The sequence below is a fragment of the Rhizobium sp. N324 genome, from assembly GCF_001664485.1.
In the GTDB taxonomy this organism is placed as follows: Bacteria; Pseudomonadota; Alphaproteobacteria; order Rhizobiales; family Rhizobiaceae; genus Rhizobium.
The window spans coordinates 4,501,177-4,526,735 of sequence record NZ_CP013630.1; the positions used below are offsets into that span (position 1 = coordinate 4,501,177).

General features: G+C 61.4%; 27 protein-coding genes. 10 read left to right on the forward strand and 17 right to left on the reverse strand.

The window, feature by feature from the left end; all coding sequences use genetic code 11:
• The first annotated feature begins 66 nt into the window (after positions 1 to 66).
• Complete coding sequence (locus AMK05_RS21675; RefSeq protein ID WP_064841096.1) at positions 67 to 1,611, forward strand: M48 family metalloprotease; 1,545 nt, start codon at positions 67 to 69, stop codon at positions 1,609 to 1,611.
• Between the two features lie 99 nt (positions 1,612 to 1,710).
• Here the strand turns inward: AMK05_RS21675 and AMK05_RS21680 are convergent, their stop codons facing one another.
• From AMK05_RS21680 to AMK05_RS21700, 5 genes are all read right to left on the reverse strand, one after another.
• On the reverse strand, positions 1,711 to 2,574 hold the full coding sequence (locus AMK05_RS21680; RefSeq protein ID WP_012559312.1) for an RNA polymerase factor sigma-32: 864 nt from the start codon (positions 2,572 to 2,574) through the stop codon (positions 1,711 to 1,713).
• Between the two features lie 381 nt (positions 2,575 to 2,955).
• A complete protein-coding gene (locus tag AMK05_RS21685) occupies positions 2,956 to 3,528 on the reverse strand; it encodes a CarD family transcriptional regulator (RefSeq protein ID WP_003543775.1) in 573 nt (190 codons plus the stop codon).
• Positions 3,529 to 3,922: 394 nt separating this feature from the next.
• The gene (fdxA, locus tag AMK05_RS21690) at positions 3,923 to 4,261 is read right to left on the reverse strand and encodes a ferredoxin FdxA (protein ID WP_003567552.1); all 339 of its coding nucleotides are present in this window, start codon (positions 4,259 to 4,261) and stop codon (positions 3,923 to 3,925) included.
• 194 nt (positions 4,262 to 4,455) lie between these two features.
• Positions 4,456 to 4,860: an RNA-binding S4 domain-containing protein gene (locus AMK05_RS21695; protein ID WP_064841098.1), complete on the reverse strand. Its 405-nt coding sequence runs from the start codon at positions 4,858 to 4,860 to the stop codon at positions 4,456 to 4,458.
• Positions 4,861 to 4,862: 2 nt separating this feature from the next.
• A complete protein-coding gene (locus AMK05_RS21700; protein WP_064841484.1) occupies positions 4,863 to 8,096 on the reverse strand; it encodes a helicase-related protein in 3,234 nt (1,077 codons plus the stop codon).
• Between the two features lie 783 nt (positions 8,097 to 8,879).
• Between AMK05_RS21700 and AMK05_RS21705 the strand changes: the two genes are divergently transcribed.
• The 3 genes from AMK05_RS21705 (at position 8,880) to AMK05_RS35310 (ending at position 9,670) form a co-directional block, all read left to right on the forward strand.
• Positions 8,880 to 9,035 (forward strand): DUF3309 family protein, encoded by a 156-nt coding sequence (locus tag AMK05_RS21705; RefSeq protein WP_003543790.1) that lies wholly within the window; start codon positions 8,880 to 8,882, stop codon positions 9,033 to 9,035.
• Positions 9,036 to 9,062: 27 nt separating this feature from the next.
• The gene (locus tag AMK05_RS21710) at positions 9,063 to 9,323 is read left to right on the forward strand and encodes a YMGG-like glycine zipper-containing protein (protein WP_003543792.1); all 261 of its coding nucleotides are present in this window, start codon (positions 9,063 to 9,065) and stop codon (positions 9,321 to 9,323) included.
• A gap of 188 nt (positions 9,324 to 9,511) precedes the next feature.
• Positions 9,512 to 9,670 carry a hypothetical protein gene (locus tag AMK05_RS35310; protein WP_171899815.1) on the forward strand — a complete coding sequence of 53 codons (159 nt, stop codon included), beginning with the start codon at positions 9,512 to 9,514 and terminating at the stop codon, positions 9,668 to 9,670.
• Positions 9,671 to 9,761: 91 nt separating this feature from the next.
• Here AMK05_RS35310 and AMK05_RS21715 read toward each other — a convergent pair whose 3' ends face one another.
• Entirely contained in the window at positions 9,762 to 10,487 is a 726-nt protein-coding gene (locus tag AMK05_RS21715; protein WP_064841099.1) for a beta-ketoacyl-ACP reductase, read from the reverse strand.
• Positions 10,488 to 10,555: 68 nt separating this feature from the next.
• A complete protein-coding gene (locus AMK05_RS21720; RefSeq protein WP_064841101.1) occupies positions 10,556 to 11,737 on the reverse strand; it encodes an acetyl-CoA C-acetyltransferase in 1,182 nt (393 codons plus the stop codon).
• Positions 11,738 to 11,976: 239 nt separating this feature from the next.
• Here AMK05_RS21720 and phaR point away from each other — a divergent pair, with 239 nt between their 5' ends.
• Positions 11,977 to 12,549, forward strand: coding sequence for a polyhydroxyalkanoate synthesis repressor PhaR (gene phaR / locus AMK05_RS21725; protein WP_064841103.1), 573 nt, complete (start codon positions 11,977 to 11,979; stop codon positions 12,547 to 12,549).
• Here the strand turns inward: phaR and AMK05_RS21730 are convergent.
• The 5 genes from AMK05_RS21730 to mtgA all read right to left on the reverse strand — a co-directional run bounded on the left by AMK05_RS21730 (position 12,544) and on the right by mtgA (position 15,654).
• Entirely contained in the window at positions 12,544 to 12,951 is a 408-nt protein-coding gene (locus tag AMK05_RS21730; RefSeq protein ID WP_064841104.1) for a hypothetical protein, read from the reverse strand. The two genes, phaR and AMK05_RS21730, sit on opposite strands and share 6 nt — an antisense overlap.
• A gap of 144 nt (positions 12,952 to 13,095) precedes the next feature.
• Positions 13,096 to 13,281, reverse strand: a complete 186-nt coding sequence (rpmF, locus tag AMK05_RS21735) for a 50S ribosomal protein L32 (RefSeq protein ID WP_003543812.1) — start codon at positions 13,279 to 13,281, stop codon at positions 13,096 to 13,098.
• Between the two features lie 156 nt (positions 13,282 to 13,437).
• Positions 13,438 to 14,085 (reverse strand): glutathione S-transferase family protein, encoded by a 648-nt coding sequence (locus tag AMK05_RS21740; protein ID WP_064841105.1) that lies wholly within the window; start codon positions 14,083 to 14,085, stop codon positions 13,438 to 13,440.
• Between the two features lie 13 nt (positions 14,086 to 14,098).
• Positions 14,099 to 14,821, reverse strand: a complete 723-nt coding sequence (locus AMK05_RS21745) for a DUF1868 domain-containing protein (RefSeq protein WP_064841106.1) — start codon at positions 14,819 to 14,821, stop codon at positions 14,099 to 14,101.
• 95 nt (positions 14,822 to 14,916) lie between these two features.
• Positions 14,917 to 15,654, reverse strand: a complete 738-nt coding sequence (gene mtgA, locus AMK05_RS21750; protein ID WP_064841107.1) for a monofunctional biosynthetic peptidoglycan transglycosylase — start codon at positions 15,652 to 15,654, stop codon at positions 14,917 to 14,919.
• A 134-nt stretch (positions 15,655 to 15,788) separates the two neighbouring features.
• Here mtgA and AMK05_RS21755 point away from each other — a divergent pair, with 134 nt between their 5' ends.
• Entirely contained in the window at positions 15,789 to 16,703 is a 915-nt protein-coding gene (locus AMK05_RS21755) for a polyprenyl synthetase family protein (protein WP_064841108.1), read from the forward strand.
• An 8-nt stretch (positions 16,704 to 16,711) separates the two neighbouring features.
• Here AMK05_RS21755 and hisC read toward each other — a convergent pair whose 3' ends face one another.
• The 4 genes from hisC to AMK05_RS21775 all read right to left on the reverse strand — a co-directional run bounded on the left by hisC (position 16,712) and on the right by AMK05_RS21775 (position 21,264).
• Positions 16,712 to 17,773, reverse strand: a complete 1,062-nt coding sequence (gene hisC, locus AMK05_RS21760; protein WP_064841109.1) for a histidinol-phosphate transaminase — start codon at positions 17,771 to 17,773, stop codon at positions 16,712 to 16,714.
• Positions 17,770 to 19,020: a flavodoxin-dependent (E)-4-hydroxy-3-methylbut-2-enyl-diphosphate synthase gene (gene ispG / locus AMK05_RS21765; RefSeq protein ID WP_064841110.1), complete on the reverse strand. Its 1,251-nt coding sequence runs from the start codon at positions 19,018 to 19,020 to the stop codon at positions 17,770 to 17,772. The genes hisC and ispG overlap by 4 nt, the downstream gene beginning before the upstream one ends.
• A gap of 209 nt (positions 19,021 to 19,229) precedes the next feature.
• Complete coding sequence (locus tag AMK05_RS21770) at positions 19,230 to 20,423, reverse strand: MFS transporter (RefSeq protein ID WP_064841111.1); 1,194 nt, start codon at positions 20,421 to 20,423, stop codon at positions 19,230 to 19,232.
• 64 nt (positions 20,424 to 20,487) lie between these two features.
• Positions 20,488 to 21,264 carry a DeoR/GlpR family DNA-binding transcription regulator gene (locus AMK05_RS21775; protein ID WP_064841112.1) on the reverse strand — a complete coding sequence of 259 codons (777 nt, stop codon included), beginning with the start codon at positions 21,262 to 21,264 and terminating at the stop codon, positions 20,488 to 20,490.
• A 206-nt stretch (positions 21,265 to 21,470) separates the two neighbouring features.
• Here AMK05_RS21775 and AMK05_RS21780 point away from each other — a divergent pair, with 206 nt between their 5' ends.
• From AMK05_RS21780 to AMK05_RS21795, 4 genes are all read left to right on the forward strand, one after another.
• Positions 21,471 to 22,340 (forward strand): DMT family transporter, encoded by an 870-nt coding sequence (locus AMK05_RS21780; protein WP_064841113.1) that lies wholly within the window; start codon positions 21,471 to 21,473, stop codon positions 22,338 to 22,340.
• Between the two features lie 154 nt (positions 22,341 to 22,494).
• On the forward strand, positions 22,495 to 23,268 hold the full coding sequence (locus AMK05_RS21785) for an amino acid ABC transporter substrate-binding protein (RefSeq protein ID WP_064841114.1): 774 nt from the start codon (positions 22,495 to 22,497) through the stop codon (positions 23,266 to 23,268).
• Between the two features lie 210 nt (positions 23,269 to 23,478).
• Positions 23,479 to 24,159, forward strand: coding sequence for an amino acid ABC transporter permease (locus AMK05_RS21790; RefSeq protein WP_064841116.1), 681 nt, complete (start codon positions 23,479 to 23,481; stop codon positions 24,157 to 24,159).
• On the forward strand, positions 24,156 to 24,917 hold the full coding sequence (locus AMK05_RS21795; RefSeq protein ID WP_064841117.1) for an amino acid ABC transporter ATP-binding protein: 762 nt from the start codon (positions 24,156 to 24,158) through the stop codon (positions 24,915 to 24,917). Before AMK05_RS21790 ends, AMK05_RS21795 begins: the two co-directional genes overlap by 4 nt.
• A 42-nt stretch (positions 24,918 to 24,959) precedes the next feature.
• On the opposite strand, the gene AMK05_RS21800 is transcribed toward AMK05_RS21795, so the two are convergent.
• Positions 24,960 to 25,532: an NADPH-dependent FMN reductase gene (locus tag AMK05_RS21800; RefSeq protein WP_064841119.1), complete on the reverse strand. Its 573-nt coding sequence runs from the start codon at positions 25,530 to 25,532 to the stop codon at positions 24,960 to 24,962.
• Positions 25,533 to 25,559 lie beyond the last annotated feature (27 nt).

Here is a 25,559-nt window from a genome sequence, read left to right on the forward strand (position 1 = left end):
GCGCGCCCGTTGAATTCCCCTTGCCACGGTCGGTGCCAATCTGCGGCAAACCGGCAAAATAGCGACATGATGCGGAGAACCAGACTGGACAGCTTGACGACGTGGAAATCGCCCGCGCTTTCCAGTGATGCCGTCTCCGCGCCGTGGCGCATCGCGCGCCGCCTGATGCTGCTTTCGGCCGTCGCAATGGCGCTGAATGGCTGTCAAACGCTGATCGAGCAATCCTACCAGCCGAGCGTCTCGCCGTCTTCCAATCCGCAGATCGTCGACGAGGTGCAGAAGAACGACCCGCGCGCGGCGATGGGCGCCCGCGAACATCCGCGCATCGTGGCAAGCTACGGCGGCGAATACAAGGACGCCAAGACCGAGCGCCTGGTCGCCCGCATCGCCGGCGCGCTGACGGCGGTGTCGGAAAATCCGAGCCAGTCCTACCGCATCACCATCCTGAATTCACCGGCGATCAACGCCTTTGCGCTGCCGGGCGGTTATCTCTACGTCACCCGCGGCCTGCTTGCCCTTGCCAACGATGCCTCCGAGGTCGCCGCTGTGCTGTCGCACGAGATGGGCCACGTGACGGCGAACCACGGCATCGAGCGGCAGAAGCGCGAAGAGGCCGAGGTCATCGCCAGCCGCGTCGTCGCCGAGGTCCTTTCCAGCGATATCGCCGGCAAGCAGGCGCTGGCCCGCGGCAAGCTGCGGCTCGCCGCCTTCTCGCGCCAGCAGGAGCTGCAGGCCGATGTCATCGGCGTGCGCATGCTCGGCGAAGCCGGCTACGACCCCTATGCCGCGGCCCGTTTCCTCGATTCCATGGCGGCCTACAGCCGCTTCATGTCGGTCGATCCCGAAGCCGACCAGAGCCTCGACTTCCTGTCGAGCCATCCGAATTCGGCGCAGCGCATCGAGCTTGCCCGCACCCATGCGCGCGCCTTCGGCCAGGAAGGTTCGGTCGGTGACAAGGGTCGCGACTATTATCTCGACGGCATAGACGGCCTGCTCTACGGCGACAGTCCTGAGGAAGGCTATGTGCGCGGCCAGACCTTCCTGCATGGCGGCCTCGGCATCCGCTTCGACGTGCCGCCCGACTTCCACATCGACAACAAGGTCGAAGCGGTGATGGCGACCGGCCCGAACGACATCGCCGTCCGCTTCGACGGCGTCGCCGACAATCAGAACCAGAGCCTGACCAACTATATCTCCAGCGGCTGGGTGACCGGTCTCGACCCGTCGACCATCCAGCCGGTCACCATCAACGGCATGGAAGCGGCCACCGCGCGCGCAAGCGCCGACCGCTGGGATTTCGACGTCACCGTCATCCGCAACAATTCGCAGATCTTCCGCTTCCTGACCGCCGTGCCGAAAGGCAGCGACGCGCTCGAGCCGACGGCCAATGTCCTGCGCGCGAGTTTCCGGCGCATGACGCCGGCAGAAGCAGCCTCGCTGAAACCGCTGCGCATCCGCGTCGTCACCGTCCGGCCGGGCGAAAACATCTCGACGCTCGCCGCCCGTATGATGGGCACCGACCGCAAGCTCGATCTCTTCAAGCTCATCAATGCCCTGCCCACCGGCGCAGCCGTTTCGCCAGGCGATCGCGTCAAGATCATCGCCGAATAAAAAAACCCGGCTTACGCCGGGCGAGTCAGTGCTGCTGGAGGGAATGAGTTTTACCGCGCCGTGCGTCTCTCGACGCGTTACGGGCGCCGTAGCGCTTGTCTAAGCGTAGGCCGCCATGTGCGGATCGGCGCTGACCAGCGCGCTGCGGAGCTTCTCCATTGCCCGGCTTTCGATCTGCCGCACACGCTCCTTGGAAATACCGAGATCGGCACCGAGTTCTTCGAGCGTGGCGCCGTCTTCGGCCAGACGCCGGGCGCTGATGATCTTCATCTCGCGTTCGTTGAGATGTTTCAGCGCCGAGGCGAGCCAGACGCGGCGGCGCTCGCCGTCGATCATGTTGGAAACTTGCTCGTCCGGCAGGGGATCATCGCTGACGAGGAAATCCATCTTCTCCGCGCTCTCGGCATCGCCGGAGACCGAAGGCGCCTGCAGCGAGGCGTCGTTGCCGGAAAGCCTGGCATCCATCGTCTGCACGTCGGCGAGGCTGACGCCGAGCGCGGCGGCGATTTCCTGGTGAATGGACTGCAGTGTCAGTTGCGTGTCGCCCTTGGCGAGCTTGGCGCGCAGACGGCGCAGATTGAAGAACAGCGCCTTCTGTGCCGAACTCGTGCCGCCGCGCACGATCGACCAGTTGCGCAGGATATAATCCTGGATCGACGCCCTGATCCACCAGCTTGCATACGTGGAAAAGCGCACGTCGCGTTCCGGCTCGAAGCGGGCGGCCGCCTCCAGAAGGCCGACATAGCCCTCCTGCACGAGATCGCTCATCGGCAGGCCGAAATTGCGGAACTTGCCCGCCATGGATATGACGAGCCGCATATGAGCCATGGCGATCTGGTTGCGCGCGCCGCGATCGTCATGATCCTTCCAGCGGATGGCGAGATCGTGTTCTTCCTGACGGGCGAGATAGGGGGCGGCCATCGCGATCTTGATCATGCGCCGGTCTGCAGACATGTTCTTCATTTCGATCTCCTGAAACAGGCCTCTCGCCCTAAATGAACAATAAAACGCGCCTTCCGGAACATCGCTGTCCGGACTGAATGGGGTTCTGAATGCATGAAGGCCTCGCCCCTGGACTTTTCAGGGGGAGGCCCTATTTTTCATCATGGGCCGTTGAGACGGCCGGGCTGGACCTGTTTCTTCACCTTGCCGGATGGGCAATATTGAAAAGGCATGATCCGCTCCTCATCGAACATTGACGGAATGGCAGTTCGCCCGTCGAGGCCCATCGCGCCCCGCGAGCAGTCCGCAGTTACGTGTGTTAAACGCGGCAGTCGGGAAAAAGTTCCAATAAAAAAACCCGGCTTGCGCCGGGTTTTTTGATCGGGAAAAAACTGAAGCGCCTTAGGCGGCTTCGTCCTGCGAATCGTCTTCTTCGATCGCCTTGCCGCGCTTCGGACCCTTGTTGAGATTGGTCTCGACGAGGCGAACGGCTTCGGTTTCCGACATCTTGTTGACGGCGGCGATCTCGCGCGCCATGCGGTCGAGCGCAGCCTCATAAAGCTGGCGCTCGGAATAGGACTGCTCGGGCTGGTTCTCGGCACGATAGAGATCACGCACGACTTCAGCGATCGAAATCAGGTCGCCGGAATTGATCTTGGCATCATATTCCTGAGCGCGGCGGGACCACATGGTGCGCTTGACGCGCGCCTTGCCCTGCACGACCTTCAATGCACGCTCGACGAAATCCGTTTCCGAAAGCTTGCGCATGCCGATGCTCATCGCCTTGGCGACCGGAACCTTCAGACGCATCTTGTCCTTTTCGAAATCGATAACGAAAAGTTCAAGCTTCATGCCGGCAACTTCTTGCTCTTCGATTGCGGTGATGGTACCGACGCCGTGAGCGGGGTAGACGATCGATTCACCGGTCTTGAAGCCATGGCGAGCTGTGGAAGGCTTTTTCTGCTGAGTCGTCATTCTATTCAAAAACTCCCTGTTACGCTTCCGGCGGCGGCCGGAGCCGGGTCAGTCAGGCCCGGGTGAGACGGTAGTATCCGTCGGGTGACTTCACTCTGGTCCCATCGGTCAAAAGCAAAGAACTTCTTGCGCACGATCTTGGGACCCGGCGCTCAAAGCGTTGATATGTCACGGAAACCGCGTACGGATTTGTTTTGCTTTCGTGATGGTTTTGGGCATGCGTCATGCCACAAATGGAACAGTATGCAAAACCTATCATAAAAATATGAGGAAATCAATAATTTGCTTCACTTGAGTCATGCGGGCAACACATGTCACCCATATGCCTCACGCAGCTTTTAAACCGTTTTGCCCCGCAGCCGCCCAAATCCGGCAACCGAATTCAGGCACCGCCTCAGTCGCCGGAACCGGGTTTCTCGGAGAAATATTTCTCGAACTTTCCGGTCTCGCCGTCCATTTCCTTCGCCTCGGGCAAAGGGTCCTTCTTGACCGTGATATTCGGCCAGATGGTGGCATATTCGGTATTGATCTTCAGCCATTTGTCGAGGCCCGGTTCGGTATCGGGCTTGATCGCCTCGGCGGGACATTCCGGCTCGCAGACGCCGCAATCGATGCATTCGTCAGGATGGATGACGAGGAAGTTCTCGCCCTCATAGAAGCAGTCGACAGGGCAGACTTCCACGCAGTCGGTGTATTTGCACTTGATGCAATTGTCGGTCACGACATAGGTCATGAAGAACTCCAGGATTCCATGCGGATGGGGGCCGGGCAACCTGGAACGTCGCGCCTATCCCTGTGCCGGAGGAAAAGCGTGGGCAGGCTTGGGAGGCAAGCACGCTTCCGGCAGGTTGTCAGTGACGTATCGGCTTTAACGCCGGATTTCAAGGACAAACGATCTGCAAAAGCCGCCGCCGCGGGCAGAGTTTTCTAATCCTCGTCCGACATCAGCCTATCGATTGCGCGTCGTTCCTTTTTGGTCGGACGGCCGGCGCCGGTCGCCCGGATCGCCTGCTCGTAGGGGGTGAGGCGTTTTGCCTCATCGGGCGGCGGCGACAGGTCCTCGTAGAGCAGGCGGGCCTCCTCGTAGGGGCCGCGCCGCTCGCCGGCCAGGCGCATGATGAGAACGACATCGCGCCGCTCCAGCGTCAGCTCGATCCGGTCGCCCGGCTTGACCATCTGGCTCGGATGATTGCAACGCTCGCCGTTGATGCGCACATGGCCCGACTGGATATGGCTCTGCGCCAATGAGCGCGACTTCACCATGCGCGCGAAGAACAGCCATTTGTCGATGCGCTGGCGCGAACCGCTTGTCGGCTGTGTCTCCCCGCTCATGATTACTTCTTCATCTGCTCCTTGAGAGCCGCGAGCTTGGCGAAGGGTGAATCCGGATCGATCGGCTTCTCCTTGCGCGGCGGCTTGGCCTCGAAGCGCAGCGGCTGCGAACCGCCGCGGTTGTTGTTGCGATCGTTGCGGTCATTTCGCTCGCCGCGATCCTTGCGATCCTGCCGGTCGCCGCGCGGCTGGTCGCCCCGTGGCTGGTTGTTGCGGTCGCTTCTTGTCTGCTGCGGCCGCCCGCCATCGCGGCCGCCGCCGTCCTTGCCGCGGTTGTGACGATTGTTGTCGCGCCCTTCCCCGCCGCGATTACCTTCGCCGCCTTCACCGCCGCCCGGCCGGCGATTGCGCTCGCCGCGGTCCTGGTTCTGACCGCGTTCCTGGCCCTGGCCGCCACGGCGATCGCCGTGCCCACCGCGCGCCTGGCGCTGATTGTCGTTGCGGCCGCCGAGACGCCACAGAAGAACCGGCTTCGGTTCCGCCGGCTCGCCGGCTTCCCCGGAAGCGGATGCCTCAGGCGTCGATGCCGTCTCCGTGGGAGCGGAAGCGTCATCCGGAGCGGATGCCTCGATCGCTTGATCAGGAGCGGCGGTTTCGGTCGCCACCGGCGTGTCGACATCAACCGAAGCCGCCTCGGTTGCGGAGGGCTCGGCAGCCGTCTCTTCCGCCGCGCCGTCGGCATCGTCGTGATCGGCCTTTTCGGCCGTCTCGTCGGCAGGCGTTTCCGCGGTGGCAGTCGGCCCCGAGGCCGCATCCTGCGTTGCAAGATGTGCCGATGCTTCTTCCGCCTTCACCGCATCGGCGCGATAGCCGAGACCCTTGAGGATTTCTTCCATGTCCTCGAGCGTGGCGCCGAGGATCGACAGCATCGCCGTCGTCGTCGTGAAGCGGCGGCCGTCATAGGCGCCCTCCGGGCGGTTTGCCTGACCTGGCTTCCACTGCAGCAGCGGCCGTATGATATCGGCAAGCCGTTCGAGGATGTCGATGCGCACGGCGCGCTTGCCGAGGAAGCGGAAGCCGGCGAGCTTGTAGAACATCCGCTCGAAACTCGGATCGGTGACGACGGAGGTGCGGCCGGCGGCAAGCACCGGAATGAGATCGCCGTAGCCCGGCTTGTCCAGACCGTCGTTCTTCAGCGCCCAGAGCAGCGTGATGAGCTCGGCCGGCGCCGGCTTCAGAAGTGCCGGGACGAAGATATGGTAGGCGCCGAAACGCACGCCGTAGCGGCGCATCGAGGCGCGCGCCTCCTGGTCGAGCGATTTGACCTCCTCGGTCACGTCGCGGCGGAACAGCACGCCGAGATTCTCGACGAGCTGGAAGGCCAGCCCCTTGGCCAGACCCTGCAGGTCCTCGGCGCGCGACAGATCGTCGAGCGGCTTCAGCACCGTGCTGATATGATGATTGACGAAGCGCTCGACACGGGCGGCGACATGATCGCGGGCATTGCCCGTCAACTGTTCGTCAGCCAGCAGAATCACGCGCGGACGCATGACGTGCTCGCTGCCCGAAAGCCGCGCCACCGGGTCGCCGATCCAACGGATCAACCCGTCCGAGCCGATTGCCAGGTCGCTGTTGCCGGCGGCGTGGATTCGCGCCGCACGGGCCTCGAATTCGAGCGCAAGCGCTTTTTGCGACGCAGCCTGAACCGCCTTGGCATCCGGTCCGTCCGTTCCCGCCACCGGCGTGAAACGGAATCCGCTCAATTGCCCTACATGATGTCCTTCAACGAAGACATCGCCATTCACACTGATTTCAGCTTCCAGCATCGCATTCTCTCTCAGGCGCTTCATGAGCACAGATGTCCTGCGATCAACAAAGCGTTTCGTCAACCTTTCATGTAACGCGTCGGACAATCGATCTTCGATTTCCCGCGTCTTTTCCTGCCAGTGTGTCGGATCGGCAAGCCAACCAGGCCGATTCGAAACATAGGTCCAGGTTCTTATCTGCGCGATTCGCGCCGAAAGCGTGTCAATTTCCCCATCTGTCCGATCGGAGCGATGAACCTGCTCCGCAAGAAATTGCTCATTTACCGTGCCATAGCGGACGAGATCGGAAAAGAGGGTCGAGATAAGATCGGCATGTTGTGCCGGGGTGATACGCCGATAGTCGGGAAGCGCGCAAGCCTCCCACAGTTTTTCGACGCGGGCCGGCCTGTCGGCAAGGTCGATGACCTCGGGATAACGCGAAAGCTGTTCCAGCGCCTGCTGGTCGACCGCAGGCAGCGCCCGCGTCAACCCCGGCACGCGCGGCCCCGCCTCGAGGCTTATCCGCAAGGATTGAATCGAGGAGAAGTCCATCTCGGTCGTGCGCCACTGCAAAACTTTGACGTTGTCGAATTCGTGCCCCTCGATGCGCTGCACCAGCTCCTCGTCGAAGGGTGAGACCTGCCCGGTGACGCCGAAGGTACCGTCGCGCACGTGCCGCCCGGCGCGCCCGGCAATCTGGCCGAGTTCTCCCGGATTGAGATTGCGGAACTGGTAGCCGTCGAATTTCCGGTCCTGGGCGAAGGCGACGTGATCGACATCGAGGTTGAGACCCATGCCGATCGCATCGGTCGCCACCAGATATTCGACATCGCCAGCCTGATAAAGCGCCACCTGCGCATTGCGGGTGCGCGGGCTGAGCGCGCCGAGCACCACAGCCGCGCCGCCGCGCTGCCGGCGGATAAGCTCGGCGATGGCATAGACCTCGTCGGCCGAGAAGGCGACGATGGCCGAGCGCTGCGGCAGCCGGGTGATCTTCTTCTGCCCGGCATAGAAAAGATGCGAAAGCCGCGGCCGCTCGACGATCGTGATGCCGGGCAGGAGCTGCTGCAGGATCGGCTGCATCGTCGCAGCACCAAGCAGCAGCGTTTCCTCGCGGCCGCGAAGATGCAGGATCCGGTCGGTAAAGATATGGCCTCGCTCGAGATCGCCGGCGAGTTGCACCTCGTCGATCGCGACGAAGGCGGCCTTGGTCTCGCGCGGCATCGCCTCGACGGTGCAGACAGAAAATCGGGCATTGGGCGGCGAAATCTTTTCCTCGCCGGTGACCAGCGCCACATTCTGCGCGCCGACCTTCTCCACCACCCGCGTATAGACCTCGCGCGCCAGCAGCCGGAGCGGCAGGCCGATCACGCCGGTCCCGTGCGCGACCATGCGCTCGATGGCATAATGGGTCTTACCGGTATTGGTCGGCCCGAGCACCGCGGTCACACCGCGTCCGCTCAGAATCATCGGCTGCGAAGTCAGAGTCATGGTCCATGCAAATGAGGCAGGCAGCCCCCGGGAAAAGAGTGCCTCCGCGAGGGAAGCCAGAGAACACATGGACAGCCGCCGCCGCAAACGCAAGGGCAGATTTCAAAATGCTTCGGCGATTACGACCTTTGCGAGTCAGGCGCGGCGCCCGGATCCGCGAATCGGAACAGCGTGAGAACGAATCAGCGACGAATCGCTGACTCCTGCTGATTCAGCTTTTGTTCACGGCTAAGTATTGATTTTGAATCACTTTTTTCCACTAGATGCTGAATCACCGTACTCCCTGCCCCTCGCATTTTCGTCGCCACGAACAACGACTCCGTCCGGCGGCGAACAATCGTAAATTGCGCCCGAAATTAACCTGTCGACCAAAGCCGGAACGAATCGGCGACGAATCGCCGACCCTGTCGGTTTCGCGTTTCGTTCACGGCCACATCTGGTGGCGACATTCCGTCCATGCGCTAGATGCGGATCGCCTACCGGCCTCCCTGCTCCGCCTTGCCCCATCGGCGTTAATCTTTCGAAAGCCGGATTCAGATGCCGTTAAGATCGATGGCGCCCGATCAAAAACGGAACGAATCGCTGACGAATCGGCGACATCGGGACCTTCTTGCTTTGTTCACCGCAACATATTGTATTTAAAGATCTTTTTAACCATACGGGCAGGTTTCCGCTGGGTCGTGGGTCAGGAGGCGTCACATTTCCTGGCGTAACCGGGAACAAAAATCGCCAATGCGTGTTTCTCGTCCATTCAAATTGCCGATGAAATGAAGGAAACACACCATGCTTGGCACGATACTTCTTGTTATCCTCATTCTGCTCTTGATCGGAGCCTTGCCGAATTGGGGTTATAGCCGTGGCTGGGGCTATGGACCTTCTGGCGGTTTGGGGCTAGTTCTCGTGATTATCATTATCCTTGTACTCATGGGCCGCATCTAAAGGCCAACAAACCTGGGGAGTTACGACATGATGAAGAAGATTGTTCTTATTGGTGCCCTCGTCGGCGCCCTGGCATCCTGCACAGCGACCGAGCAGGGCACGGCGATCGGCGCCGGCACCGGTGCGGTCATCGGCGGTGCCGTCACCAACAGCTGGGGTGGTGCCGCCGTCGGCGCCGTTGCCGGCGGTCTCACCGGTGCTCTCATCGGCCAGTCGGTGGAACGCCGCGGCTACTGCGTCTATCGCGACCGCTACGGCCGCCGCTACGAGGCCCGTTGCCGCTACTGACCGGCAAAAGCATTTCGGACTTCCCAACGGGCGTTTCGGCGCCCGTTTTTCTTTGCGCGCCTGTCAACACGGTGTTGACGATCGGTCGCGAAAGCCGAACCTACCGACTCCGTCAGGCAGGGGCATATTTCCTTCATGAGCGCAGTGGGTAGGCCAAGCCGCCCGGCGCATTTGAAAGGAACGTTTCCATGGGTCGGATTTTCCTGAATTCCGCCGTCGCCATTCTCATCGCCTCGGCTCTCCTGGCAGCCGCGATCTCAGCTCTTCGCGGCGAGGATCGCTCGCTGCAGCGCGTACCGGCCAAGGCTCCCCGACGGCATCCCCCGAACGCCGGCGACCACTCCTGAACCTCTTCAGGAGAGCATCCATACAAAAAGCGATAGCGCATCCGGCAGGACACGCTATCGCTTTCAAATCGATTCCGATTTTCGAGGTAGGTTAGACGAAGAACTGCCCGCCATTGGCCGTCAGCGTCGAACCGGTGATGAAGCCGGCATCGTCGGAGGCGAGGAAGGTCACGCAGCGCGCGATCTCCTCGGGTTCGCCGAGGCGGCCGACGGGAATCTGCGGAATGATGCGTTCGTTCAGCACCTTCTCCGGCACGGCGAGCACCATCTCGGTCCCGATGTAACCGGGGCATATGGCGTTGACGGTGATGTTCTTGGCCGCCCCTTCCTGGGCCAGCGCCTTGGTGAAGCCGAGATCGCCGGCTTTGGCTGCCGAATAATTCGCCTGACCCATCTGTCCCTTCTGGCCGTTGATCGACGAGATATTGACGATGCGGCCGAAGCTGCGGTCGCGCATGCCGGTCCAGACCTGATGCGTCATATTGAACAGGCCGGTGAGGTTGGTATTGATCACCTCCTGCCATTGCTGCGGCGTCATCTTGTGGAACATCGCGTCGCGGGTGATGCCGGCATTGTTGACGAGCACGTCGACCGGCCCGATCTCGCTTTCGATCCTGGCGATCCCCTCGCCGCAGGCCGCGTAATCCGAAACGTCCCATTTGAACACCGGAACCCCGGTGGCCTCGTGGAAGGCTTTGGCTTTTTCGTCGTTGCCGGCATAATTGGCGGCAACCCTGTATCCGGCGTTTTTCAGCGCCGCGGATATCGCCGCGCCGATGCCGCGTGTACCCCCGGTGACCAAAGCCACTCTGCTCATGCTCCGCTCCCTTTTTGTTTTCGCCCCGCCGTGGCGGGATTTTCAATCAATGACGGATCGTATGCTGTTTAAAGTGCTTCGAAGCACATGGCGACACCCATGCCGCCGCCGATGCAAAGCGTCGCCAGCCCCTTCTTGGCGCCGCGGCGCTTCATTTCGAACAACAGCGTGTTGAGAACGCGCGCGCCGGAAGCGCCGATCGGATGGCCGATCGCGATCGCCCCGCCATTGACGTTGACGATGGCAGGATCCCAGCCGAGATCCTTGGTGACGGCGCAGGCCTGCGCCGCGAAAGCCTCGTTGGCTTCGACGAGATCGAGATCGCCGACCGACCAGCCGGCCTTTTCGAGCGCCTTGCGGGACGCCGGAATCGGGCCGGTGCCCATGATGGAAGGATCGACGCCCGCCGTTGCCCAGGAAACGATGCGGGCGAGCGGCTGGATGCCGCGCCGGACCGCTTCAGCTTCGCTCATCAGCACCGCTGCAGCCGCACCGTCGTTGATGCCGGAGGCATTCGCGGCCGTAACCGTGCCCTCTTTGTCGAAGGCCGGGCGCAGCTTGCCCATTGCCTCCAGCGTGGCGCCGTGGCGGATATATTCGTCGGCATCGACCGTCACGTCGCCCTTACGGGTCTGGATGACATAGGGGATGATCTCGTCGGCAAAGCGGCCGGCCTTCTGCGCCGCCTCCGCCTTGTTCTGCGAGGCGACGGCGAACTGATCCTGCTCCTCGCGCGAAAGCTGCCACTGACGCGCGATATTCTCGGCGGTGACGCCCATGAGGTAGCCGTGGAAAGCGTCGGTCAGACCATCCTTCATCATCGTGTCGACCATCTTCGCGTCGCCCATCTTGACGCCACCGCGCAAGTGCATGGCATGCGGCGCCATCGACATGGATTCCTGGCCGCCGGCAACGATGATCTTGGCGTCGCCGGTGGCGATCTGCTGCATGCCGAGTGCGACGGCGCGCAGACCGGACCCGCAGAGTTGATTGACGCCCCAAGCCGTCGCCTCCTTCGGAATTCCGGCCTTCATCGCCGCCTGGCGGGCGGGGTTCTGGCCCTCGCCGGCAGCGAGCACCTGGCCGAGGATCACCTCATCCACTTCGCCGGCATCGACGCCGGCGCGCGCGAGCGCACCCTTGATGACGGCCGCGCCGAGTTCATGCGCAGGGACTGATGCGAAAGCGCCGTTGAACGAGCCAACGGCCGTTCGACCTGCGCTGGCGATGACGATAGATGAATTGCTCATGGTGACGCTCCTCGTTTTCGTCTCACTTACATAAGACGAAACTGGCAAAGCTTGGAGCGCAAGTCAAACGCGAAGACCGGCCGCCGTCATTTTTCGGCGGTCGCCGCGAAAGCCCGATTTCATCTGCTCTGTGAAAGGTTTGCCGCATCGCACAAAGAGATTGTCACCGGCCTTCTTTTACGTCTACAGTCTGAAGTGGAGGAATATCCATAATTCAGACGGGGGTCCAGGAGACTGATATGGCGAAACATGAGGGTCAGATAGTCATCAAGAAATACGCCAATCGCCGGCTATACAATACGGGCACCAGCACCTACGTCACGCTGGAAGACCTGGCGGAGATGGTGAAGAAGGGCGAAGAATTTACCGTCCAGGATGCAAAAAGCGGAGATGACATCACCCATTCGGTGCTGACCCAGATCATCTTCGAACAGGAATCGAAGACCGGCAACACGCTTCTCCCGATCTCCTTCCTGCGCCAGCTCATAACCTATTACGGCGACCAGATGCAGATGGTCGTGCCGAGCTTCCTCGAACATTCGATGCGCGCCTTCACCGAACAGCAGTCGCAAATGCGCGAGCAGGTGAACCGCGCCTTCGGCGAAACACCGCTCGGCAAGAACCTGCAGCTGCCGATGCAGATGGTCGAAGATCAGGTGCGGCGCAATACCGAGCTGTTTCAGCAGGCGATGCAGATGTTCTCGCCCTTCATGACGCCGCCTCCCAAGGAAAGCCGCAAGGCCGAAGCCAAGGATATCGATGAGCTGAAGGAACAGCTCCGCGCCCTTCAGAACAAGCTCGACAACCTATAATCCGATCGAGACATCCCGCCCGGCGCTTCGGATCGAGACGGCAAACCCGCCGATCACATCGATCAGAGCGATCGTCATCAAAATGAAGAAGACCTGCGTCGCAGCATCCCGGACGAGCAGAAACTCGACTAGGAAGGCGATGAATACCAGCATCGACAAGATGTGGTTGATGAGGTTGCCCGGGCCGGTTCTGGTTGCCTTCAGGATTTCGAAAAACAGCACGACAAGCGCTATGACGATGAAAAGGTCGCCGAGCGCCATGCTCCAGATCGCGCCTGATATCATCGACAATACGATGACATCGTGCTGCAGTGCCGGAATACCGCCATCGCCCATCAGGCCGAGCATCGCCAGATTGTAGAGAATAAACGGGATAATCATCAGCGGCATTGCGGCTATCATCGGCAATCTCCTTGGCGGCTGAAGGAATACTGCCGCAAACCGTTGCCCCACGGCAAGTCGCCGCAAATATTATATCGCCGAATATAAAAAGGCCGGCGTGACGCCGGCCTTGAAATTAGTCGATCGGACAAGCCGAATCGGAAATTATGCGCTTTCCTTCGGCGTCAGAACCTGACGGCCGCGATACATGCCGGTCTTCAGGTCGATATGATGCGGACGGCGCAGTTCGCCGGAATTCTTGTCTTCGACATAGGTCGGAGCCTTCAGCGCGTCAGCCGAACGGCGCATACCGCGCTTGGACGGGCTTGTTTTTCTCTTCGGTACAGCCATTTCTCTTACTCCACTTGCGGGCAAAACATCCCCACGGCCAGACTGGCGGCCGAAACGGACATGTCGCGATTTCGGAAATTTTGCGCGCTTATACATGCAAGGGGAGGCCTTGACCAGTCCCCATGCAGATTTTTTGACACGCCGACGATTCGCCGTTCAGACTTCGTCTTCCGGCACTATCCAAGGCTCGGCGCGCGCCGCCTCTTCCCATTTCCGCCAGGCCGGATGCGCCTTGATGGTCTGCATATAGGCGAGCGTATCGCTTCGGTTGACGAGGTCATAGATCTCGAAGCGGTTGACAACCGGCGCAAACATCGCATCCGCGGCCCCGAACGCGCCGAAGAGAAACGGCCCGCCGGATTGCTGCAGGAGATCCCGCCAGATCGCCTCGATGCGGCGGATATCGGCATCGACCCCATCCGGCAATGCGATCCTGGCTTTCGGCCGGCGGATATTCATCGGGCAGGCGCTCCGCAGAGCCCGGAAGCTTGAGAGCATTTCCATCGAAACCGAACGGGCGAGCGCCCGCTGGGCGCGATCCGCAGGCAGAAGACCGGCGTCCGGATAAAGCTCGGCGGCATATTCGATGATCGCCAGCGATTCCCAGATCTTCAGTACGCCATGCCGTAGAAGCGGCACGCGCCCGGTCGGAGATACGGCCTTGATATTGGGATTGCCGCCGGCGTCGTCGAAGGGGATCAGAACCTCCTCGAAATCGATGCCGACGCCCGTCAGCGCCATCCACGGCCGGAACGACCAGGAGGAATAGTTCTTGTTGGCGATATAGAGCGTCGGTCTGTCCATGGGCATCTCCCGTTCAGGCGTCGAAATCGAAGATCAGCAATTCGTGGAAATGGTTCATGTCCTCGAACACGCAGAATGCCGGCGGCATCAGCTCGAAAACAGGAGCCTTGCGTCGGACATCCTCGGCCACCTCGTCGAGCATTGCCTGCCAGCGCGGCAAGGCTTCGTCCTCCAGCCGCTCGATCGGATAGGAGAAGGTCATGTGGAACCTGTAGTCTTCATGATTGGGCTGGCGATAGCCGAGAAGATCGGCAAAGGCGTCGCGCCAGGCGCGCATCACCTTGCGGTCGTTCTCCGTCGCTCCGTCGACCAGCAGGCCCGACGGGCGAGCTCCGACGACGGCGACCTTGAAGGGGGCCGCCATCGAGAAACCTTCGAGCCGCGCCGCCATCAGTTCGGTCATGTCGTCGATCGGCGTCTCGAGCGGCAGATCGACCGGCCAGCAATCCTGCCGGCGCCTGGTCTCGATGGTCCCTTCGAAAAGCGTCATGTGGAGGCTTGATATCGGCGTGAAGAGGAACTGCCGGGCCTCCGGCATCGCCAGATATTTGTCACGCGCCTCGATCAGCACCGTCTGCGTCCGCGAGCCTTTCTCGGTATGACAGACGATGGTGTTGCCGGCCTCCGGCAGAAAGCCGCCGACCTTGCGATAGCGGCTGCCGAGATGGGTGGGCGGGTTCGGATTGTGCGTCTTCGAATAGAGGAGAAGCTCGGGAGAAAACATCGTAACGGTCATGGGCGACTCAAGGGTTCTGATTGGACTGCACCGCCCATATGGCAGAACCAAGAATGTCAGGTGACGCTTGAGGCTACCAACGACAAGTTCTGATCTCAATCATAGATGCACTTGATGTAATCGCCGGAACCCTGGGCGCGTCTCTCGATCACGCCGGCAAGCCGGCGAAGGCCGCGGCCGGGTTTGCCGGCGTTGCGGTCGATCGGGTTCGGCAGCGAGACCGCAAGCAGCGATGCCTGGCGCCGCGTCAGCTTCGAAGCCGGCACCTTGAAATGATGCTGGGCCGCTGCCTCGATGCCATAAATGCCCGGACCCCATTCGGCTATGTTGAGATAGATTTCCATCAGCCGCCGTTTCGACAGAACGAAATCCGTGGAGACGGCCAGCGGAAGCTCCATCGCCTTGCGCACGAAGGAGCGGCTGTTCCAGAGAAAGAGGTTCTTCGCCGTCTGCATCGGGATGGTGCTGCCGCCGCGCGTTGCCTGGCCTTTCAGCGTATCTTCGACCAGCATGCGCATTTCCGCCCAGTCGACGCCGCCGTGAAAACAATATTGCCCGTCTTCGGACATCATCACCGACTGCACCAGAACCGGGGCGATCTCGTCAATCGACACCCATCTGCGGTCATAACCGCGCAACAGCACGAGATCGCGCAGCATCAGCGTCGAGACCGGGTGAATGAACGGCAGCAGATAAAAAAAGATCAGCGCATAGGGAAGGATCACCAGCGCCAGCACGGCAAGCACGATGCGTTTCAGCACACGCCGGTCTCCGAACCATTGCCGATGGACCGGCATGTCGGCGATGTCCTCTCTCTCCGGCGCTATATCCAATGTCCCCAGCCCGTTTTCGCTCCTGTCGTTCTCATAACGCCTGTAGGCCGCTTATGCCAGAGCACGCGGCGAATCTTGCTGCGCCATCGACAATTCCGTTGCAAGCCCGGGGGCGCTCATGCCAAACAGCGCCAATGGATGCGAATAGGGACACTTTCGAGACGAGGCTGAAGAACAACGCCGGCGAGATCGAGGCGTTGCTCGACGCATTGCTTTTGCCGAACGCTCTCTCCGACGAGATCGCCAGGCCCGAGACGCTGCGCAGCGCCATTCATTATGCCGTGCTGAACGGCGGCAAGCGCCTGCGCCCGTTCCTGGTCGTCGAAAGTGCCGCCCTTCTCGGCGGCGATGCCGAGGCCGCACGCCGCGTCGGCGCCGCTCTCGAATGCGTCCACTGTTATTCGCTCGTGCATGACGATCTGCCGGCCATGGACGACGATGATCTGCGCCGCGGCAAGCCGACTGTCCACATCAAGTTCGATGAAGCCACCGCGATCCTCGCCGGCGATAGCCTGCTGACCTACGCCTTCGACATCATTGCAGCGCCGGAAACGGCGCTTGCCGATACGAACAAGGCAGCGCTGGTGCTGGCGCTTGCCCGCGCTGCCGGTCTCGGCGGCATGGCCGGCGGCCAGGCGCTCGATCTCGCGGCGGAAAAGCAGGCTCCAGACGAGGCGGGTATCATCCGCCTGCAGGCGATGAAAACCGGAGCGCTGATCCGCTTCGCCTGCGAAGCCGGCGCCCTCATCGCGGCAAGCCCGCCGGAAGACCGCCGCCGTCTGCGCGCCTTCGGCGAAAAGATCGGCCTTGCCTTTCAGCTCGCCGACGACATTCTCGACCTGACCTCCGATGCCGCCACCATGGGCAAGGCGACCGGCAAGGATGCCGCCCGCGGCAAGGGAACGCTCGTGGCGCTGCACGGCATGGAATGGGCCGAGACCGAGCTCCGCCGGCATGTCCACGATGCCGAGGCGTTGCTTGCCCCCTACGGCGCCCGCGCCTCGACCCTGATTGCCGCGGCGCATTTCATCGCCGACCGGAAGAACTGAACCATAACTCAGGCCGCCAGTATTTCCTTGAGAGCGGAAACCAGACGAGCGCATTCCACGTCGGTGCCGATGCTGATGCGCAGGAAATCCGAAATACGCGGCTTGGCGAAATGCCGGACGAGAACGCGACGCTCCCGCAGAGCCGCTTGAAGCGCAGCGCCCGACCGGCTTTCATGCCTTGCGAAAACGAAATTCGCCTGAGACGGCAGCACCTCGAAATCCAGCGCTTCGAGTTCCCTGATGAGACCGTCCCGGCTGGCGATGAGTTTTTTGCGGCATGTCTCGAACCATGCCTCGTCCTTGATCGCCGCCGTCGCCGCGACCTGCGCCAGGCGATCGAGCGGATAGGAATTGAAGCTGTCCTTGACGCGCACTAGCGCCTCGATCAGTTCCCGCTGCCCCAGCGCGAAGCCGACGCGCAGGCCGGCAAAGGAGCGGGATTTCGACAGGGTCTGAACGACGAGCAGGTTGGGATATTTGGAAATAAGCGGGATGGCGCTGTCACCGCCGAAATCGACATAGGCTTCGTCGATCACCACGACCGCATCCGGATGGGCGGCGACAAGCGCCTCTATGTCGGCAAGCGGCAGGCCGATGCCGGTCGGCGCATTCGGATTGGGAATGATGATCGCACCGCACGGCCTGTCGTAATCCGCCAGCCGGATCTGGAACTGATCATCGACGGGAATCTCGATCGCGTCGACGTCGTATAGCAGGCTATATGTCGGATAGAAGCTATAGCTCACATCGGGATAGAGAAGCGGCAAGTCGTGTTTCAGCAGCGCCTGAAACGCATGGGCGAGGACCTCATCCGAGCCGTTGCCGACGAAGATTTCATCCGCCGTCAACCCGTGACGGGCCGCAATCGTCTCGCGCAATTCCGTCGCGGCCGGATCGGGATAAAGCCGCAGACGATCGTCCGCTGCCTGGCCGATCGCCTCGAGCGCCGCGGGAGACGGTCCATAAGGATTCTCGTTGGTGTTGAGCTTGATCAGATCGGCGATACGGGGTTGCTCCCCGGCCACATAGGGCTGAAGCCTGCTGACGATGGGCGACCAGTACCGGCTCATTCCGCCGCCGTCCGCTGGCCGAAACGCTTCTCGATATAGTCAACCACAAGCGCCTCGAAGTCGGCAGCGATATTCGGACCGCGCAGCGTCAGCGCCTTCCGGCCATCGATGAAGACGGGGGCCGCCGGCGTCTCGCCGGTGCCGGGAAGCGAAATGCCGATATCGGCATGTTTGCTTTCGCCGGGCCCGTTGACGATGCAGCCCATGACGGCGACGTTCAACGCCTCGACGCCGGGATATTTCTCGCGCCAGATCGGCATGTTCTTGCGGATGTCGTTCTGGATGTTCTGGGCCAGTTCCTGGAACACCGTCGACGTCGTGCGTCCGCAGCCGGGACAGGCGGCGACGACGGGGATGAACTGGCGGAAGCCCATGACCTGCAGGATTTCCTGCGCCACCTGGACTTCGCGTGTGCGGTCGCCGTTCGGCTCCGGCGTCAGCGACACGCGGATCGTGTCGCCGATGCCGTGCTGCAGCACGAAGCCCATTGCGGCCGAGGAGGCGACGATGCCCTTGGTGCCCATGCCGGCTTCAGTCAGGCCGAGATGCAGGGCGTGATTGGAACGCTCGGCGAGCATGGAATTGACGGCGATCAGGTCCTGGACCTGGCTGACCTTGGCCGACAGGATGATGCGGTTACGGGGCAAGCCGATCTCTTCGGCCAGCGCTGCCGAAAGCAGCGCCGATTGCACGATCGCCTCGCGCGTCACCTGCCGGGCCGAAAGCGGCGAACCGGCTGCCGCATTCTCGTCCATCAGTGCCGTCAGGAGATCCTGATCGAGCGAGCCCCAGTTGACGCCGATGCGCACCGGCTTGTCGTAGCGGATCGCCATCTCGATGATCTCGGCGAACTGCTTGTCCTTCTTGTCCTTGAAGCCGACATTGCCGGGATTGATGCGGTATTTCGCCAGCGCTGCGGCACAATCGGGGTGATCGGCAAGCAGTTTGTGGCCGATATAGTGGAAATCGCCGATCAATGGCACGTCCATGCCGAGCCGCAGCAGCCGCTCGCGGATCTTCGGCACGGCGGCCGCGCTCTCGTCACGATCGACAGTGATGCGCACCAGCTCGGAGCCCGCCCGGTGGAGAGCGGCGACCTGAGCGACGGTCGAATCGATATCGGCCGTATCGGTGTTCGTCATCGATTGCACGACGACCGGCGCCCCGCCGCCGACGATGACACCGCCGACATCGACGGCGACGGAAGCGCGGCGCGGTTTCGGATCAAAATCGGCGGCTGACAACATAAAAAGCTCTTGCATCCCTTGAAATGGTGCCTTTCAGGTGGATCAAGCCCGGCTGCTTGTCAACCGCCTCGCATATCACTTTTGTTTGGAGGCGGCTCAGAGCATGATGGCGAAAAGTGAGAGCGGTTTTCTCATTACATCACGCTCTGACTTTTGAATGGAGAACAGGATTCAGATTTTAGGCCGTCCCGACCTAAAATCATCCGGTTCTAGTGGCCGCCGCCGGAAGTGCCATCGGCATAATGGGCCAGCTTGGAGAACAGCAGAACGAACAGCAGCAGCACCGGCAGCGCCATGAAGACGACTGCAAAGCCGATATGTTCGGCAACGAAGCCGATCACGGACGGCGCGACCAGCATGCCCGAATAACCCATAGTCGTTACCACCGAGATACCGATGCCCGGCTTGAGTCCCGGAATATTGCCGGCAGCCGAGAAGGCGATCGGCACCATATTGGAAATGCCGATGCCGCAGAGCGCAAAGCCCAGGATGGCGATTTCGGCATCTGGCGCAAGACTCGCGAGCAGCATGCCGGCGATGGCAAACAGCGTGCAGATGCGCAGCGTCTTGACGCCGCCGAGACGGTCGCGCACCAGGTCGCCGGCAAAACGCATGATCGCCATGGTCGCCGAAAAGGCCGCAAAACCAAGACCGGAAAGCGCGACCGACGCATCCATTTCCTGACGGAGATAGAGCGCGCCCCAATCCAGAACCGCACCTTCCGGCACCATCGAGAACAGAGCCATCAATCCGAGCAGCCAGGGCAGCGGCACCATCGGCAGCTTCGTCTTTTCCTTCCTGGCATCGGGATGCGGCGGATCGGCAAGGACCATCGGCCAGGCGACGGCCACGAAGATCGCCGCGAGCACCGTCGCCAACTGCGCATGGCCAAGAATGCCGAGCTTGGAAATCACGATGCCGCCGAGGCCTGAGCCGATCAGGCCACCAAGGCTCCAGAAGGCGTGGCAGGACGACATGATGGCGCGGCGCATCGATTTTTCGACGGACACCGCATTGGCGTTCATCGCCACGTCCATTGCGCCGATGAAGCCGCCGAACAGGAAGAGCGAGATTGCGCCGGTGATCACATTCGGCGCCAGCGTCAAGGCCAGCAGCAGCGGCAGCACGCAGACGGCCGTTACCCGGGCGACGACGCGCGAACCATGTCTGGCGATCTGCGCCCCGGCGATCGGCATCATGACCAGCGAGCCGACGCCGAAGACGAGGATCATCAGCCCAAGCTCGAACTTGGAGAGCGCCAGACGCTCGGCAAAATCCGGGATCTTCGGCGCCCAGCAGCCGACGACGAAGCCGTTCATGAGAAAGAGCAGGGAAACCGCCGCCCTGCTTCTGGTAATGAAGCCGCTCCGAGCTGTCGGCGGCGCATTCACATGACTATCCATTTCTGGTCTTTCCTCATTGCCGGGCTTGCACTCGCCCGGTTTCCCTAAACTCGATGGCAACTGCCTAGTTCGTTTTCTCGGCGACAACAGTCCTGCATCCGCGCGCGCGGTAATCTGCGAGAACAGCCGGATCGGCATCGTGCTCGACGACAAGACACTCGCAATGGGCAATCGGCAGAATGCTGTGCGGAGCAGCGGTGCCGAATTTCTCCGAGGTTGCCGCCACCAGCACTTTTCTGCTTCTCGACGCCGCATATCGCTTGAACTCGGCATCTTCGAAACCGAACACGGTGATGCCGGCTTCAAGATCGACGCCGCAGGCGCCGAGAATGCAGAGATCGGGCAAAAGCTGCTCCATATCCCGCAAGGCTTTGGCACCGAGCGAACCGCCCGTCTGCCGGTCCACCATTCCGCCGATCAGAATGACGTTGACGGCAGGCTTGTCGATCAGCGCCGCGGCGATCGCCGGCGCATTCGTTGCAGCCGTCAGCGCAAGTTCAGCCGGCAGTGCGTTGGCAATCGCCAGATTGGTGCTGCCGGCATCGAAGAATACTGTCGAACCCGCGGCAATCTGCGGTATCGCAGCGCGCGCCAGCGCCTGTTTCCGGTCGACGGCCAAACCGATCCGCTGCGTCAGGCTTCCATGCGCCGGCGAGATCGGCAACGCGCCGCCGTAAACTCGCTCACAGAGCCCTGCCGCCGCCATCTCGCGCAGATCGCGCCGCACCGTATCTTCGGAGACGCCGAATTCGACCGCAAGTTCCGTCGCCAGCACGCGGCCGTTCAGCCGCAGCCTCTCGGAAATCACACCCTGGCGCTCGCGCAACAAAAAATCCTGCATGTTCTTACCGGATCACCATTTTGAAGAACCTGAAACGTGCATAAACACTTATGATCAGGCGCGCAATATGCACAAACACACGTTTCCTGACGCTTTGAAACAAAGCTGTACTACCAGAGCGAAAGATCACCTATTGACCGGTCAATAGGCCGGGAATATCGATAGCCATTCCCCTTCCCACCGGCATTCCGCCATCTGGTGTTCCCTTGAAAAACTCGGTCAGTCTGGGCATTCTGCTCACGAGCGCCGCCTATATGGCGTTCACCTTCCATGACGCGATCATTAAGATCCTGACTTCAAGCATTCCGGTCTGGCAGATCCTGTTTTTCCGCAGTCTCACCATCCTCGTCGGCTGTCTCGCCTTTGGCCGCGGCCGGCTCATCCGTCAGACGATCACATCGCCGATCATCAAGCCGATGATCGCCCGTAGCGTCCTTCTTCTCTGTGCCTGGCTTTCCTATTATTCCGCCGCAAGCCGACTGCAACTCGCCGAGGTGACCACCCTCTATTACGCAGCACCCGTCGTCGGAACCGTGCTTGCATGGTTCATCCTGAAGGAAGAAGTCACCCCTGCGCGCTGGCTTGCTGTCGGCGTCGGCTTCCTCGGCGTCCTCGTTGCCTGCAACCCGATGGGTCTCACCATCTCTTGGCCGGTCTATCTGGCCCTGCAGGCGGCTGTCCTCTGGGCCTCCGCCATGGTGCTGCTGCGCAAGACCTCGCTGCACGAGAAGACCATCGTGCAGCTTGTCGTCTCCAACGTCTTTTTCCTTGTGATGACCGGCGTTGCCGTTCTCTACACCTGGAAGACCCCCGATACGACACAGCTGGCGTTTCTCATTGCCACCGGCGTCGTCGCCGGCTGCGCGCAGTTCGCTCTCTTCGAGGGGATGCGGCAGGCGCCGGTCTCCGTGCTTGCGCCATTCGAATATACATCCCTCATCTGGGCTTTCCTCTTGGGTTATCTGATATGGGCCGATATCCCCACGCCCAATGTCGTCTTCGGCGCCGCCATGATCCTCGCCGCCGGACTGATTATCATCGTCAGCGAAAGGCTGCGCCGCCGCATCACGGCGTGATGCCTGTTTCTTTCTAGATCGACGGCTCAACCGGCGGCCGGAGAAAAATATTTGCAGTTGCTGCTTTTATTCGCAGTTTTTTACGCTTCCGGCGCCCTAAATTTCTGCGAACTATCCCTCATCCGATCACAACCTCCCAAGGATGGATAAAACAATGAACTGGTTGAAAACCGTCGCCGCCGCCGCCCTCATTCAGGCCGCCGCCCTCCTGCCTGCCCATGCCGGTGAAAACCTTGCCGCGATCAAATCGGCCGGCGTCTTCAAGATAGGCACCGAGGGCACCTATGCGCCCTTCACCTATCATGACGAAAGCGGCAAGCTCGTCGGCTTCGACGTCGAGATCGGCGAAGCGGTCGCCGCCAAGCTCGGCGTCAAGGCCGAATTCGTTGAAGGCAAGTGGGATGGCCTGATCGCCGGCCTCGACGCCAAGCGCTACGACACCGTCATCAACCAGGTCGGCATCACCGAAGCCCGCAAGCAGAAGTATGATTTCTCCGAACCCTATATCGCCTCCAAGGCCGTGCTGATCGTCCGCGACGGCGACGACAGCATCAAGACCTTCGCCGACCTGAAGGGCAAGAAATCCGCCCAGTCGCTGACCAGCAATTTCGGCAAGATCGCAACCGAAGCCGGCGCCGAGCTCGTCGGCACCGACGGTTTCGACCAGTCGATCCAGCTGGTGCTGACCAAGCGCGCCGACGCCACGATCAACGACAGCCTCTCCTTCCTCGATTTCAAGAAGCACAAGCCGGACGCGCCGGTGAAGATTGCCGCCGAGCAGGAAAATGCCGACTATTCCGGCATCATCATCCGCAAGAACGAGCCGGAGCTTCTTGCCGAAATCAACAAGGCGCTCGCCGACATCAAGGCCGACGGCACTTACAAGAAGATCGCCGACAAGTATTTCGGCCAGGACGTTTCGAAGTAAGTCCATTCAAGAAAGTCCCCTCCCCAACCCCTCCCCACAAGGGGAGGGGCTTAAATGGCGGAACGCCTCATCTCAAAATAACCGTTTCGGCCCGCAGTTCGGCTGCTATTTCGCGCGGAGCGAGAGGCTGGGTAAGTCCCTCCCCCTTGTGGGGAGGGGTTGGGGAGGGGTACACCTCGGACCCACCAATCCACGAGAGGGAGCACCCCTTTGCCCCACTGGCTTCAACTGATGGCGGAATCGCTCCCCTCGCTCCTCTGGGCGGGCTTGATCTTCACCATTCCCCTCACGCTGCTGTCCTTCGTCTTCGGCCTGATCCTCGGCCTGATCACCGCGATTGCCCGGCTTTTCGGCCCGGGGCCTGTCGCGGCCATCGCCCGTTTTTATGTCTGGGTCATCCGCGGCACGCCGCTGCTCGTGCAGCTCTTCGTGATTTTCTACGGCCTGCCGAGCATCGGCATTCTGCTCGATGCCTTTCCCGCCGCCCTCATCGGCTTTACCCTGAATATCGGCGCCTACAGCTCCGAGATCATCCGCGCCGTCATCTCCTCGGTGCCCAAGGGCCAATGGGAGGCCGCCTATTCGATCGGCATGAGCTGGCGGCAGGCAATGAGCCGGACGATCCTGCCGCAGGCCGCCCGCGTCGCCGTGCCGCCGCTGTCGAACACCTTCATCTCGCTGGTCAAGGATACCTCGCTGGCCGCAGCCATCACCGTGCCGGAGCTTTTCCAGGCGGCGCAACGCATCGTTGCCACCACTTATGAGCCGCTGATCCTCTATATCGAGGCGGCGCTGCTCTATCTTGTCCTCAGCTCCGTCCTCTCGCAGCTGCAGGTGCGGCTGGAACGCCGCTTCGCACGGTATGGCGGCATGCTGGAGGCCAATGCATGATCGAGCTTTCCAACATCGAAAAGCGCTTCGGCGACGCCGTCATCCTGAAGGATATCAGCATCCGTATTCCCGAAGGCAGCGTCACCGCGCTGGTCGGCCCCTCAGGCGGCGGCAAGAGCACGCTGCTGCGCTGCATCAACCTGCTCGAAATCCCGACATCAGGCGCGATCCGCCTCGGTGAGGAAACGCTGTCCTTTGCCCCGGGCAAACGAACGAGCTGGCAGGCAATCCAGAAAATCCGCCGCCAGACCGGCATGGTCTTCCAGAATTTTCAGCTTTTCCCGCATCAGACCGCGATCGAGAATGTCATGGAAGGCCTGGTGACGGTGCTGAAATGGCCGAGAGAAAAGGCGCGCGAACGCGCCATGGAACTCTTGACCAAGGTCGGCATGACCCACAAGGCCGACGCCTGGCCGTCGACGCTTTCAGGCGGCCAGCAGCAGCGTGTGGCGATCGCGCGCGCCTTGGCGCCGTCGCCGCGCGTGCTTCTCTGCGACGAGCCGACCTCGGCGCTCGATCCGGAACTCTCGGCCGAAGTGGTCGACGTATTGGGTCAGCTGGCCCGCGAAGGCACGACGATGGTGATGGCGACCCACGATCTCCGGCTCGCCTCGAAGATCGCCAATGACGTCGTCTTCCTGGAAGCCGGCAGCGTGGTCGAAACCGGCAGCGCCAGGGCGATTTTCACGGCGCCGGAACGCGAACGCACCAAGCGCTTCATCTCGACGATCAACGCCGCCCATACCTACGACATCTGAAGCGATGCCGGGCGTTTCGACCCGGCATCGAAGACGGTTCGATTAGTCGGCCGTAACGACGGCGCGCGCGGCCTTCAGCGCATTGCCCCACCAGGTGATCTGGTCGAGCAGGTTCTTGGCCGCTTCGTTGAGATGCGGGTAGTCGCCAAGGCTCTTGCCCTCCTTGAGAACGGCAAGGTATTCGCTGAATGCGATGTGGACGCCGGTCTTGACGGAAGCAGCGCTCATTTCCACGAAGATCAGCCGCAGCTGCTCGACCGCGCGTGCGCCGCCGACGCCGCCGTAACCGACGAAACCGACCGGCTTCTGGATGAATTCGCCGAGATCGATCGCGTTTTTCAGAACCGCCGTCGGAGCATGGTTGTACTCGGCGACGGTGAAGATGAAGCCGTCGAATTCGCGCAGCTTCTTTTTCCAGCGCTCGGCGGATTCGCTTTCCGCCGTGGTGGCGCGCTCTTCGCCGAAGAAATGCATGGGATAGTCGAGAAGATCAAGAACCTCGACGTCCAGATCGGAACGCTGGCCGACCAGTTCGGCGATCCACTTGGCCGGATGCTGGGCGAAACGGCCTATACGCGTGCTGCCGACAATGACGGCAATCTTCAGCTTGCTCATGGGGATCTTTCCTGTTGAATGACGGGT